General features: G+C 47.2%; 11 protein-coding genes. 1 reads left to right on the forward strand and 10 read right to left on the reverse strand.

Going from position 1 to position 13279, the window contains the following annotated elements; translation table 11 throughout:
- Positions 1-97: 97 nt before the first annotated feature.
- Genes Q7P67_RS07205 through Q7P67_RS07240 form a run of 8 tightly spaced genes read right to left on the reverse strand, consistent with a single transcriptional unit; the run spans position 98 to position 7909 of the window.
- Positions 98-631: a chemotaxis protein CheD gene (locus Q7P67_RS07205; RefSeq protein WP_303851285.1), complete on the reverse strand. Its 534-nt coding sequence runs from the start codon at positions 629-631 to the stop codon at positions 98-100.
- A 1-nt stretch (position 632) separates the two neighbouring features.
- Positions 633-1496, reverse strand: coding sequence for a protein-glutamate O-methyltransferase CheR (locus Q7P67_RS07210; protein WP_303851286.1), 864 nt, complete (start codon positions 1494-1496; stop codon positions 633-635).
- Positions 1497-1505: 9 nt separating this feature from the next.
- Positions 1506-2012 (reverse strand): chemotaxis protein CheW, encoded by a 507-nt coding sequence (locus Q7P67_RS07215; RefSeq protein ID WP_303851287.1) that lies wholly within the window; start codon positions 2010-2012, stop codon positions 1506-1508.
- A gap of 11 nt (positions 2013-2023) precedes the next feature.
- On the reverse strand, positions 2024-3901 hold the full coding sequence (locus Q7P67_RS07220; protein ID WP_303851288.1) for a methyl-accepting chemotaxis protein: 1878 nt from the start codon (positions 3899-3901) through the stop codon (positions 2024-2026).
- Between the two features lie 11 nt (positions 3902-3912).
- Positions 3913-5976 carry a chemotaxis protein CheA gene (locus Q7P67_RS07225; protein WP_303851289.1) on the reverse strand — a complete coding sequence of 688 codons (2064 nt, stop codon included), beginning with the start codon at positions 5974-5976 and terminating at the stop codon, positions 3913-3915.
- 3 nt (positions 5977-5979) lie between these two features.
- The gene (locus tag Q7P67_RS07230; RefSeq protein ID WP_303851290.1) at positions 5980-6345 is read right to left on the reverse strand and encodes a response regulator; all 366 of its coding nucleotides are present in this window, start codon (positions 6343-6345) and stop codon (positions 5980-5982) included.
- Positions 6338-6685, reverse strand: coding sequence for a lipid asymmetry maintenance protein MlaB (locus tag Q7P67_RS07235; RefSeq protein WP_303851291.1), 348 nt, complete (start codon positions 6683-6685; stop codon positions 6338-6340). The genes Q7P67_RS07230 and Q7P67_RS07235 overlap by 8 nt, the downstream gene beginning before the upstream one ends.
- 18 nt (positions 6686-6703) lie before the next feature.
- A complete protein-coding gene (locus Q7P67_RS07240; RefSeq protein ID WP_303851292.1) occupies positions 6704-7909 on the reverse strand; it encodes a methyl-accepting chemotaxis protein in 1206 nt (401 codons plus the stop codon).
- A 1056-nt stretch (positions 7910-8965) separates the two neighbouring features.
- On the opposite strand from Q7P67_RS07240, the gene Q7P67_RS07245 reads away from it, so the two are divergent.
- Positions 8966-10360, forward strand: a complete 1395-nt coding sequence (locus tag Q7P67_RS07245; RefSeq protein WP_303851293.1) for a sigma-54 dependent transcriptional regulator — start codon at positions 8966-8968, stop codon at positions 10358-10360.
- 37 nt (positions 10361-10397) lie between these two features.
- Here Q7P67_RS07245 and Q7P67_RS07250 read toward each other — a convergent pair whose 3' ends face one another.
- On the reverse strand, positions 10398-12317 hold the full coding sequence (locus tag Q7P67_RS07250) for a methyl-accepting chemotaxis protein (protein ID WP_303851294.1): 1920 nt from the start codon (positions 12315-12317) through the stop codon (positions 10398-10400).
- Positions 12314-13273 (reverse strand): hydrogenase small subunit, encoded by a 960-nt coding sequence (locus Q7P67_RS07255; protein WP_303851295.1) that lies wholly within the window; start codon positions 13271-13273, stop codon positions 12314-12316. The genes Q7P67_RS07250 and Q7P67_RS07255 overlap by 4 nt, the downstream gene beginning before the upstream one ends.
- Between the last annotated feature and the right edge of the window lie 6 nt (positions 13274-13279).

The raw sequence follows: 13279 nt of genomic DNA on the forward strand, positions 1-13279 counted from the left end.
GGTTATTCGTTCGTTATTTATAAACGGTAAGAGAACGGGAAAAAGAACGGAAAAATTTCCCCTGCGTTTGAATTTGCAATGTGGCAAAACTATGAAATTATTCGGGAAAAATTGCGAACTGTCTTCCGCGTATTGAACAGACGGGCGTTTCATCCTGAAAAACGGTTGTTCTTTTGATATTTACTATTCCGTTTGATAAACTGAACGATAGGTTTCTTGTATAGCTTCCGCCTGTGTCGCTTTTCATTATGCAGTATCCGAGACTGCGCAGAAGAGATTCCGCCGCGTGCACATTTTTTACACCTATGCCGTTGGTTTCGCTTTCAACGCTGAACATGGCACTGCCGCCGAACAGTTTCACCTCTGTTTCGCGTTTTTCCGCACCACAGCCGGACATCTTTTTGTGCATATACAAAATAGCGCAGTCAACGTATTTCATGGCGTCCTCTCCGCGCTTTATGGCGCCCAGAGCAGTCGGCAGTACACAATGGCTTATCATTCCGGCTTTCAGTCTCGGAACGTACATCGTTATGCTGACGCATGATCCCAGAACGGTATTGACGACCGTGTGCCTGTCGCTGAAAAATATCTCACCCGGTTTAAGGTATACGCGTCCGAAACTGCAATACATTTTATATCCTTCTGAGAATAGTCGGTGCTGTCGGTCTGGCGGCTATATTCATGCCGTGCACCGATTCCGAATGTCCGAGGAAAACGTAGCCACCCTCCGCGGTGCATCTGCATATCCTGTTTATGATGCTCTCCTGAGTCGGCTGATCGAAATATATTATCACGTTGCGACAGAACGAAACGTCCATCTGAACAGGAAGCCTGTAAAAATCGTCCATAAGGTTCAGCCTGAAGAACGAGACCTTTTCACGCAGTTCAGGTCTTATACGGACTATGGTGTTGTCAGTCTTCGATCGCATCAGATATTTCTTTTTAAAATCCGCAGGTATCGCCGCCGCCTTATCTATCCTGTATATCCCGTTAACAGCCTTTTCCAGCACAGTGCAGTTTATGTCGCTGGCATAAATACGGAAATTTCCGTCTGTCCCGAAAAACTCCGCAAGCACCATGGCAAGCGTATAGGGTTCTTCCCCTGTCGAACAGGCGCTGCTCCACACGTTCAGACATCTTTTCGTTCCTGCGCCCTCGTCCGCAAAAGCCGGAAGCAGTTTTTCCGTCAGATAAGTAAAATGGTTAGGCTCACGAAAGAAATCGGTCTTGTTGGTGGTGATGGCGTCTATAAGCCTCAGTTTTTCATCGTCTCCGGCCGGATTGGAGTCGCTGAACACCATCGACAGATATTCTGTATATGAGCCTAATCCAAGCGTTTTCAACCGTTTGCGGAGCCTCCCCTCCACCATGTTCTTTTTGGTGATGGGGAGCTTTATCCCGCAGTTATCATGTATGAACACCTGTATTCTGGCAAACTCGTCGGGTGCAAGTTTCTGCCCGTAAATATCTGCGTCAGAATAAACAGTTGTATCCATATTTTCCTATTATCCCGCAGCGGTTTCTGCCGCTGCTCCGGTACACGCACCAATCTCCGTCATGGAGAATACCGCGTTCACATCCAGAATTATCACAAAACCGTTGTCTTTTTTCGCCATTCCGGCGATGAAATCCGTGTTCAGGTGCGTGCCTATTCTCGGCGCATCCTCTATGGTTTCGTGTTCGAACTCCACAACCTCCTGAACGGAATCGGCAAGGGCTCCGAGAACCGTCGATTCGTTATCTATCACCACCTCTACGATGATGATACAGGTGTTTACAGTTCTTTCTGTGTCCCCCAGACGGAATTTCTTTTTCAGATCCACCACCGGAACGACATTTCCCCGCAGGTTTATCACACCGACCATAAAGTCGGGGGTATGGGGAACTTTTGTGACGCTGGAAAAATCCAGCACCTCACGGACAGACATTATGTCCACCCCGTAAACCTCATCAGCCAGTTTAAAGGTTAGCACCTGACTTATGTCAGTGCCTCCTGTAACTTTTTCTTCCATTACGCACCGCCTCAGAAACTTTCAAAATCGGCATCAACGCGGTCTTTTTTGCCGTCTGTCATATCAAGTGAAATACCCTCTGTCTCTTTTCCGTTCTTTTTATGGGATGGGAAAACGGGCTTGTCGAAGTGGGGCACATGCGAAACCGATGTCTTTTTGACGGGTTTTGCCGGTGCGTGTCTGACAGCTCCGTCGGACTTCATTTTAAAGAACGAGACAGCCTGCTGAAGCGCCTCGGACTGGCTGGAAAGCTCTTCTGCCGTCGCCGCCATCTCCTCAGATGCGCCCGCGTTCTTCTGTATGACCTGATCAAGCTGCTGTATGGCAGTGTTTATCTGCTCGCCGCCAGTACGCATTTCATTGCTGCCTGCGGTTATCTCCTGAACCAGTTCGGATGTTTTCTGTATATCGGGAAGTATCTGCATCAGCAGAACGCCGGCTTTTTCGGCTATATCGACGCTGGAAGAGGACAGGTCGCTTATCTCCCGTGCCGCCTCCTGACTGCGCTCAGCCAGTTTACGCACTTCCGATGCCACAACGGCGAAACCTTTTCCGTGTTCGCCCGCTCTCGCCGCTTCAATAGCCGCGTTCAGAGCCAGAAGATTCGTCTGTCTGGCTATCTCCTCAATGATAGATATTTTGTCGGCTATATCTTTCATGGCTTTCACAGTCTTCTGCACAGCCTCGCCGCCTTCCTTTGCGTCGCCGGACGCTTTCAGAGCTATTTTTTCTGTTTGAAGGGCGTTGTCTGCGTTCTGGTTGATGTTGGAAGCCATCTCCTCCATGGAAGCGGACGCCTCTTCTGCGCTCGCCGCCTGTTCAGTTGCGCCCTGAGACATATCCTGTGCGGCGCTTGAAAGTTCGCGGCTGCCTATGGCGACGTTGTCCGCAGAGACACGCACTTCGGTGATGATGCTTTTAAGTTTGTCCACCATGTTTTTAAGAGCTTCCGCAAGCTGACCGACCTCGTCTTTCTGATCGATGTCCAGTTTCGCGTCAAGATTTCCCTCGGAAAGTTCTTTCGCAAAGGCGACTCCTTTCGAAACGGGACCGGTTATGCCTTTGGTAATTACTATTGCGGCTATGATACCCACAACCACTGCACCGATAATTATGATTATTATCATGCTAGTAACTGATTTAAACGCGGCAAGCATCTCTTCGGTGCTGGCTGCATTCTCGCTTTCAGCAAGTTTCTGAGCGATTGCACCTGATTCAACCATCCCTTTATCAACTTCACCCTGCCTGTTGATTGAATCAATTACGACATTCAGCTTTTCTTTATATGAATCCAAAGATGTTACAGCCTGCGGGACACCTGCCAGCATCCCCCTTACGATATCATAATCCTTGTCTATTTTGTCTAGCAGGGAAAGATCCCCTGTATAATAAACGTCTCTGATGAGAACTCTTATGTTCATAAATTCGCTCATTGTTTTGCCGTCAGCACCAGCCTCTTCAAGTTTTGCTTTTACGTTTGCACCATCCAAAGCCATCTGCTCAAAGGCTGCTTTTTTGGTGTTTGTTGCTTTAACATATTCATCAAAGCCCGATTTATAATCGTTTATTGCTTTTATCAGCTCATCAAGTGTTTTATCCTGCTCTTCCGAACCAATCACTTTTGCCTCTTCAGCTTTTTTTACAGCTTCCGCAAGAGATTCTATAGTTGCATCAATAGATTCCTGAGTCCCTCTTAGCCTGTAATCCCTAAGAGCCATTCTGGCATTCTTATAGTTGATGGTTACGGAAGATAATCCGTCGGAATACTTCGCACCGTTTAAAACAACATTAAGACCGTTATAGGAAACAAGCCCCACTATAATGGTAAGGGCGATGACAAGTCCGAAACCCATCATCAGCTTCACACCGATTTTAAGATTCTTGAACATAAAGCCTCCTTTTAACCTATATCATTGTAAATCTTCATAATATCTATGATCAGAGCCACCGAACCGTCGCCAAGGACGGACGCGCCGGAGATACAGTCGATATCCTTGAATGCTTTTCCCAGAGATTTGATCACCGTCTGGTGGTCGCCCACAACGCTGTCCACAACAAACCCCACGCGTCTGCCGTCAACGCTTATGATGACTATCTGCTGTATCTCCGGTTCCTCACCCCTGATATCGAAGAAACCGCGCAGGGGCACATAAGGCACCAGTTCATTACGAACCATGATGATTCTGCGCCCCGAACCGCTTCTGTTCTCCGAACGGTTAAATTCGATGCACTCGTTGACAATGGAGAGCGGCAGTATGAAGAACTGACCGCCGATGGTCACAAGGAGTCCGTCGATTATCGCCAGCGTCAGAGGGAGTTTCAGAACAATGGTCGTTCCGGTTCCCTCCGCACTGTTTATCTCAATCGTGCCCCGCAAAGCCTCAATATTTCTCCGCACAACGTCCATCCCAACTCCTCTTCCCGAAACGCTGGAAACAGAAGCCGCCGTGGAAAAACCGGAGGCAAATATCAAATCATATATATCTCTGTCGGAAAGTTCGGCGTTCTCGGAAACAAGCCCTTTCGCTTTTGCTTTTTCAAGCACCGCCTTCCTGTTTATTCCTCTTCCGTCGTCGGTTATCTCAATAAGCACGCTGTCGCCGGAATGGCTTGCCTGTAGGCTTATATGCCCCTTCGCCGGTTTTCCAGCCGCAATCCTGTCCTCCGGTTTTTCAATGCCGTGGTCTATGCTGTTGCGTATAAGGTGCACCAGAGGATCGCCCAGTTTTTCAATGACCGTTTTGTCTATCTCCGTCTCGCCTCCGAATGTGACAAGCTCAATTTCCTTGCCAAGCTCAGCCGAAAGATCGCGCACAAGTCTTTTAAATCTGTTGAAAGTGGAACCTATCTCAAGCATCCGTATGCTCATGGTGTTATCGCGCAGTTCCCAGACGAGGCGTTCCACCTCTTCAGCAACTTTCAGCATGTCCTGATCGTTCTTCCGTGAGGCAACCTGACTGAGCCTCGCCTGCACAGTTACAAGCTCGCCGACAAGATCAACAAGAGAATCCAGTCTCTCCGAAGGAACTCTTATGGATGAAGCGGTAACTTCCGCAGAAAGGGTCTTTTTTTCATTAACGTTCTTAACGTGAACCTGCTCCATAAGAGCGGCTTCCACAGCTCCTTCCGAAACAATCCCCTTCTCAACCATTAATTCGCCGAGGCGCTTCTTTTCGTTCAGAACTTCGCCGAGCTGTTCCTGAGTAAGGCATCCGCGCTCAAGCAGTATTTCGCCCAGCTTCTTTTCACGATCGTCGAAAGTTTCCGCCACAGGCTGTATGGTTATCTCCGCATCGTCCTCCACAAAAATAAAAACGTCGCGGATATCGTTCTCCGGTTTGTCCGTGGTCAGAATAATATCCCATGACAGATAGCAGCCCTCCGGCTGAATCTCGTTAAGCTCCGGAACGTCCGCAGTGTGTGCTACGACTGTTGCGGAACCCATCTCCGCAAGTTCTTTCAGAAGCAGAGAGGGGTTTGTGCCGTTCATCATAATGTTGTGTGAAGGTCTGAAAGTTATCCGGTATGTCCGCAATACTCCGTCTGCAGTTTTATACGGCTGTTTTTCAGTCTGCACCTGCTGTTTCTGTATGTTCGCCGCCCGCGTAAAAAACTCAGATATCTCAACCGCAACAGGCGAATCAGCCCGCATTTCCGGGTCACTCAGCATTTCCCGGATTATGTCGCAAGCCTTCAGAGAATAGTCCAGCATTGGCTTGGTGACGCATATTACATTGCTGCGCACCATATCGTATGCGGTCTCTATGCTGTGTACCAGCGCGGCAATATTATCGAATCCGAACATCGCGCCGGAGCCCTTTATGGTGTGCATGGCACGGAAAACACGGGCTATAAGCTCTGCGCTGTCCGGTGTGTTTTCCAGTTCCAGAAGCGATTCCTCCAGTTCCTGAAGCAACTCCGTAGCCTCGTTAACAAATACCTGCTGGTTTGAATCCAATGTCATAGATTAACCCAGAACCTTTTTGACAACGGTCACAAGCTGTTCCGGCTTAAAAGGTTTCACAATCCATCCGGTCGCTCCGGCAGATTTGCCCTCCTGCTTTTTAGAATCCTGTGACTCTGTTGTCAGCATTATGATAGGAACAAAACGAAACTCCGGTTTCTGCCTGAGCTCTTTTATAAGTGAAATACCGTCCATATTTGGCATATTGAGGTCGGTAACAACCATGTCGCATTTACTCACGGCTGTCTTTGCCAGGGCATCCTTCCCATCGCAAGCCTCAATAACGTTGTAACCCTCTTTGTTCAGTGTAAACTTAACCATCTGGCGGATACTTGCCGAATCATCGACGGATAGAATAGTTTTAGACATCAGACCTCTCCTTAACCAATGCACAGTTGTTGTATCTGTCTATCACACAGCCTTTAACTCTGGTGAATCCCGTAAAGCAGTCCATGCAAAGAAGCTCATTCTTTTTTCCGGTGACGTCAAACCGCTTGTCTTTAGAAAGCGCCGCTCTGTGGGCGGAGCAAAAAAGCTGCAAAAGCGTCAGATCGGCTCTTTCCACATCGCCAACCTTTATCTCAACCGAATCCGAACTCTGGAGAGCCTCCCTTAAAACAGAGTGAAGCTCTATCACATAACCGACTGTCAGATCGCCTGAAATTTCTATAACCGTTTTGTCTTCCTCTACTGAAGTTTCAATACTCACTTTTTCTCTCCCGCCTGATCAGAATAGTTCCACGTTGTCGTCTGCCAGAGAAGCAGCCTTCACTCCGGCATTTCCGGCTTTGCGCTCTGTCATGACCCTTCTTTCCGACTCCATGGTATAAAGCAGCTTCACATGCTCGCTGAGGCTCTTCAGCTCTTTGCTGAAATCCATTTTTGAAACATCGCGAAGCCCTGCTGAAATTCTTCCGAGGTCATTTTTCATGATGTCCATAGGGTCTATAACGTGCTCAAGCCTCTGCCTGTTTATGTCCTGATACTGCATGGAAACAACCATATCGTTGATATCCGAAGCAAGGTTGATGGAACTTTGCCTCAGCCCCGCCATGATGCCGTTCGCGTCAAGAATCGCTCTGTCTAGGATATTAAGCGCCGTATCAACCTCTTCATGGGATTTTGCGGATGTATCTTTTATGAAATTGACATCCTCAACGGATTTGTCGTGTATATCGTTTATCTGTCCGGCGATGTCGTCCACCGCGACCCGTATCTCATATGCGAATTTGTTTGATTTTTCCGACAGCTTGCGTATCTCGTCGGCAACAACGGCAAAACCTCTGCCGTGTTCCCCCGCCCTTGCCGCTTCTATTGCAGCATTCAACGCAAGAAGGTTTGTCTGGTCGGCGATATATTCCACGTTTGAAACTATCACCTTTATCCCCTGTATCTCGTCTATCACCGCCGAAAGACGGCTGTTGGTCTCTTTGGCGTATTCTCCTGTCTGTTCCAGTTCCCGTATTACCAAAACAAGCGCACGTCTGCTGGTATCCACAAAATTTCCGCCGTTTTTTGCAGACGTAAAGCTGTTCAGTGCTCGCCCAGCTTCGTCTGACTGCTCTGTCGCTTTGTCCGCTATGCTCCCGAAATTTGCTGAAATGATGTTGTTTGCCTCTTCACTGTCGGCGATGACCTTTTTCATCTGTTCCTGAAAAACCGTAAGAATTGACGAATAGTCGGCAACAATGGCGCTGACCGGAACGAGATCTCTGTTTATGCCATCAATCTGACCAAGAAGATTCTTCTCCCTGTCGGTTTTGACCCTTTCCAAAGCATCAGAGACAACTGCTCTTAACATGACAGCGGTCAGCACGAGTATCGGTATGCTTGCTATAAGACGGATGTGGATGGAATCAAGGCAAATTACCCCCGCCTGAATGAATATCAGGATGATAAGTAAAGAAAGTTTTTTTCTGTCAAACAAACTCATTAATAAAGCTCCGTTGGATATCTGAAAAACGGAGTTTGCGATTTCATCAATAAGCGGGCGTAAACCGGAACAACAGGGTATTATGAAAACAATATTATTAAAAAAACCGATAGATGCGCCGAAAACCTGTTTCCCCTCATAACATAAAAAAATCCGTTATGAACTTACCGACAAAAACCTCCATTTCATGTCCGGATTTTTTGCAATATCAATGCCAACTCAATACACATTATTTATGAGCCTGTCCGAGAAAGTGCGTAAAAAAAATTTGTAAAAAGATATTACAATAATTATCTAATCGTCAGACAATATTGAGTAAATATTTAAGTGTAAAAAATATTTACAGTTACACAGACGCATCCGTCAAAAATAATTCGTTGCCAATAATACAAATTTCAACTAATAAAGACTAATAACCAATAAAAATGTTCGGCTGTTTTTATTCAGACGACTGTAATTTTATGGAGCACACGGACTATGACAGTAAAAAGCACCTTTTATTCGCAATTATTATCCATAAAAAATAACACTCTATTTTCCAAATACTTACAAGATTCAAAAAAATCAGATGAAAACCCGCTGCCAACAGCAGAAAGAATATGCGGTTCATGTTCAATACCGGACATCGGCACATTATTTAAATCTGTAATATCTCTTTTCAATCTGAAACCGTATGTAAATCACGAAAATACCGAGCCGAGGCACAGGCTGTGACCTTTTTTCGGTTTTTCTCCGGACAGGGAAAACCCTGCGGAAACACTGCACACACGGAAGTATAGACAGATATTGAGATTTATTTTTCACACCTGAACAGATGCCTTCAGATTATTGGCATATGGTTTGGTAGTACACTGTATAGCTGTTAATAAACCTGTTGACTATTTTAACTTATTTTGACTGCTTACAGGCAAAATTAAGAGAAACTTAGTCTTATTAACGGGTTTATTTTTTAGTCTGAATACGCGGTTTTGCTGATTAACTAATTATGAGCTTCCGCATAAATACAATATGATAAAGGGGTATGAGGAAACGGTTTTTCCTCTGTCATTACTTTCAATGATCTCACAAGTTGTTATAATTGATGATGAAAAAGAACTGACAGACATATATGTCAGGTATCTGGGACACATTGGCGTCAACGACATCTCAGCCATAAACGACTCCAGAGAGTTTTTTAAAACGGCAGAAAGGCTTAATCCTGCCATAATCCTTCTCGATATGAATATGCCTTATCACAACGGCGAAGAAGTTCTTGATTTTATCATGCAAAAGATACCGGAAGCCTCGGTTGTTATGATGATAGAAAAGAACGAAACGGAATCGACGGTCAGATGTCTCCAAAAAGGAGCGGTCAGCTTTATAGTCAAACCTGTGGACAAGGACGCTCTTGCAAACGTTATTCTGCGTGCACTGGAAGCGAACAGAGGGTTCCACGGAAAGAGAGTGATAAACTTTTCCGAAAACCGCGAAGAGTACCCGTTTTTCAACGATATCGTAACAGGCAACTCCAAAATGCTTGAAATATTCCGGTATCTCAACTTCATTTCAGAAAGCAGCTTTCCCGTTCTTATTACAGGCGAAACGGGAACCGGAAAGGAGCTTTTTGCCGAGGCTGTCCATAAAGCAAGCGGGCGCAGAGGTCCTTATGTTGCGGTAAATATATCCGGTCTTGACGACAACATGTTCACCGATACCCTTTTCGGGCATGTGAAAGGAGCCTTCACAGGGGCGGACAAAGCCCGCAAAGGACTCGTTGCCGAAGCGGACAACGGAACCCTGTTTCTGGACGAGATAGGCGATCTGCACGAATCGGCACAGATAAAGCTGCTGCGGCTTTTGCAGGAAAAGGTGTATATGCCGCTGGGTTCCGACAGGAACACGCGGGCGAACGTACGCATTATCGCCGCCACCAGCGTAAACCTGAAAAATAATGTTAAGACAGGAAAATTCAGGAAGGATCTGCTGTTCAGAATATCTACCCACTGCATCACCATCCCGCCGCTGCGGGAAAGAAAGGACGACATAGAGATACTTGCGCTGAACTTTTATAACAAAGCGCTTCTGGAATCAGGCTGTCAGATGTCCGCTTCTCTGCCCCATGGCATAGGCGAAATTCTGAAAAACTACAGCTTTCCGGGCAACGTGCGTCAGCTTCAGGCGATAATGAACGACCTCGCCCTTATCACCAGAGGAAGGCATCTCAGCGGACGCGATATGATATCTTTCATGCGCAGGCACGACATAGGCGTAAGGATAGGCGCGAAGGAACATACTTTGGAACCGTTCTGCTATTCAGGAGAATTTCCGACCATAAAAAGAATGGAATCGCTCCTCGTAAGCTCCGCCATAAGTCACAGCAAAGGCAACATAACAGACGCAGCTAAGATTCTTGGCATCACGCGGCAGACTCTCCACAGACTTATCAAAAACCTAGACAAGCTGCAGACATAAAAAAAGGCAACCGCTTCTGCCGATTGCCCTCTTATCTTTACATAAATCTTTCTATCACGCCGTTCATCAGAGAAACTATCTTCTCCGTCTCCGCCTGAAGCTCCGAAAGCTCGCCGTCAACCGCTTCGCCTCTGGCTATCTTTCCCCGTATCCTCTCTGCCATGTCATGTAGACTGCGGTGGACGGTTTCAATCTCTCTGTAGTCAGGATCGCTGCCGAACATCTCATATCCGCGCCCTCTGTAAAAGTCAGTAAACGCGCAGTTCTCGTGACTGTCTATGATTATCGGACGCTTATACATTGCGCCGTGGTATATGTTCTTGGTCATAAGGACGTGGCTGACCTTCGCATGGATAACAGGCAGAACGGAGGAGCTGAGAGTAAACTTTTTAAGCTCTTTCTCCGATTCGTCCAGAAGCCCGACAACGGTGTCAACACCGCTGACCATTGATTCTATACTGCCTGAGTTCACGTCGCTCATCCTTGCCACCTCCTCAATGTTCGCCGCAATCTGGGTCATGGCGGCGGACTGCTGCTGAACGGAGGATGCGATATGGGTGATGTTCGCGCTGAGATCGTCCACAGAGCTTTGTATCGTGCCGAACATGCTGTTTGCGTCGTTAACCTTTTCAAGCTGTACACCGACTTTATTCGTAACAGTCTCGGCATTATCTACTGCGTTCTGCACTTTAAGCTGCATGGATTTGACCACAGAAGATATATTCGAAGCGGATTCGTTGGTCTTCTCCGCCAGTTTACGCACCTCGTCCGCAACAACTGCGAAACCGCGTCCGGCATCTCCTGCGCGCGCCGCCTCAATGGCTGCGTTAAGTGCCAGCAGGTTCGTCTGTTCCGTTATATCTGTGATTACCTTCACTATCTCGCCCACCTCACGGGACGACTCCAGAAGTTCTCCCATCTCACCAGCCAGAAGTTTAACGATACCGCCAACCTCATTGGATATGGCAGTGGTTTCCTGCATTACATCCAGCCCTTTTCTGGACATCTCAAGGGTCTGCTCCGCCTTTACGGACGAATCACTTATATTCTCTGCTGAATCCCGAACGGTTGTGCTTATCTCTTCGCTTGCCGCGGCAACCTCGCCGGCAAGCCTCATAGTCTCTGTATTCATCTGTTTAATCTGCATACTGGTGAGGGTCAGCGGTAACACCTGTTCCATCATATTTGAAATAGACCTGAAAGTATGAAGTATGTCCGTTCCTATGGTCTGCATGAATTTATTGTATCTGTCCGATATCTCGCCCATCTCGTCGTTGGTTTTAATGTCCGATTCCAGGCTAAGGTCAAGGTTCTCAGCCGCCTGAACTATAGTGTCCTGCAATCTTCCGACGTTGCGTATCACCAGTTTTGAAACAAGGAAATATATGATGTAAATCATCAGACAGCCGCTGATTATGACGAATATATCCGATATCAGCGACATACTCTGAACGTTATTCAGGGATTTGCGGCTGAGCTTCACGTAATAATATGAGTTTACAGACCCTTCCTGCCATTCAGTGTGGCAGCGCATACAGTATCCTATTGTTTTAACCGGAAACAGGTATACGTTATTGTCCCCTTCAGGGTGCATGTCCTCTTTATCTGTGAGTATGTACGCGTCAACTTTGGTGTTCACGCGCTTATCCTGCGATGAATAGGTGATTGTGCCGTCGGGCTTTATAAGGGAAAACTCCGTTACGTCCTCATATTTTCCTATCTCCTCGATAAGACTGTTAAAGGTCATCATGTTGCCCTTTTTCAGTGCGTCGAAGGTGGACATATATATCATGTCTTTAAGGTAATTCATGTACCGGTTGAGCGATTTCTCAACCATCCTGAGCTTTATGCTTTCAAAGATGATTGTACCGAATATGGTGAACGCTATGATGATCACCGTGGCGATAGCCATCTTGTGTTTGAGAGATAAACGGTATTTTCTGTCAATGTTCATCATTTTCTGCCACCCCCAAGCACGTTCTTTTTAAAGTCGTTCCACGGAAGATCTTCGATATTCCGCGATTCGTAATAGATATTCTCTTTGAAGGGCCATCCGTTGTGGGTACAGCCGACGCAGGGAGCGTTGCTTTCAACGCATACGCTCACGCCTCCGTTCCAGCGCCTTGTTGGGCAGTCGGACTTCGTTATGGTACCGCGGCACCCTTTTTTCAGCAGACACGAGTGTTTATCCGCATCAAAATCCTTCAGGTAGATATCCTGTGAAAAATACTGAAAGCGACCGCAGTTGTTATGAATGAGGTTGCCGAAATACTGCTGAGGTACGCCGTCTTTCATTGGCGGCATTTTTCCGCTGCCGAGGATATAGGCGACCGTACCCATGAGCCTGTCGGGGTGCGCCGGACAGCCGGGAATTTTTATCAGCGGCTTGCTGATACCCTGCTTACGCATATACTGCTCAATATCTATTGCTCCGGTCTCGTTCCTGCCGGAAGCAGGTATCCCGCCGGAAACCGCGCAGGTTCCGCAGGCAACAACAGCATAAGCCTTCTGAATGTGCTTTTTCAACGCTTCGTAGAGTGGTTCCTCTCCCAGCAGGCAGGCTTTTTTCATACGCTGCGGGATGCTTCCTTCAAGGACAAGGACGTGTCCGCCTGCGGATGTGACCTCCTCAAGCTGCTGAATGTACCCATGCCCCTGACTGAAAGACAGGTTAGGATGCACCTGCACTCTCACCAGCCGAGTAACAAAATCTATGAAATCGGTCTCGTTGCCGTATGTCATGGAGACGGAACAGCCTGTGCAGCTCTGCCCCTGAACAAACACTATCTGCGGGCGCTTCGAAGCGGCAATTCTCATGAACCCCTCGGCTATATCCGCCGCAAAAACCTCCGCGCCGATTACCGCCACCGATATATCTCTGCATCTTTTGATGAAATCTCTTCTTGTCAGCATGTTTCC

The organism is Seleniivibrio woodruffii, assembly GCF_029267515.1.
GTDB lineage: Bacteria > Chrysiogenota > Deferribacteres > Deferribacterales > Geovibrionaceae > Seleniivibrio > Seleniivibrio woodruffii_A.

What these genes read in the sequence shown, in the direction of transcription:
- Q7P67_RS07205 (WP_303851285.1), bottom strand. Translation starts at nt 631, where the DNA reads ATGTATTGCAGTTTCGGACGCGTATACCTTAAACCGGGTGAGATATTT.
- Q7P67_RS07210 (WP_303851286.1), bottom strand. Translation starts at nt 1,496, where the DNA reads ATGGATACAACTGTTTATTCTGACGCAGATATTTACGGGCAGAAACTT.
- Q7P67_RS07215 (WP_303851287.1), bottom strand. Translation starts at nt 2,012, where the DNA reads ATGGAAGAAAAAGTTACAGGAGGCACTGACATAAGTCAGGTGCTAACC.
- Q7P67_RS07220 (WP_303851288.1), bottom strand. Translation starts at nt 3,901, where the DNA reads ATGTTCAAGAATCTTAAAATCGGTGTGAAGCTGATGATGGGTTTCGGA.
- Q7P67_RS07225 (WP_303851289.1), bottom strand. Translation starts at nt 5,976, where the DNA reads ATGACATTGGATTCAAACCAGCAGGTATTTGTTAACGAGGCTACGGAG.
- Q7P67_RS07230 (WP_303851290.1), bottom strand. Translation starts at nt 6,345, where the DNA reads ATGTCTAAAACTATTCTATCCGTCGATGATTCGGCAAGTATCCGCCAG.
- Q7P67_RS07240 (WP_303851292.1), bottom strand. Translation starts at nt 7,909, where the DNA reads ATGAGTTTGTTTGACAGAAAAAAACTTTCTTTACTTATCATCCTGATA.
- Q7P67_RS07245 (WP_303851293.1), top strand. Translation starts at nt 8,966, where the DNA reads ATGATCTCACAAGTTGTTATAATTGATGATGAAAAAGAACTGACAGAC.
- Q7P67_RS07250 (WP_303851294.1), bottom strand. Translation starts at nt 12,317, where the DNA reads ATGATGAACATTGACAGAAAATACCGTTTATCTCTCAAACACAAGATG.
- Q7P67_RS07255 (WP_303851295.1), bottom strand. Translation starts at nt 13,273, where the DNA reads ATGCTGACAAGAAGAGATTTCATCAAAAGATGCAGAGATATATCGGTG.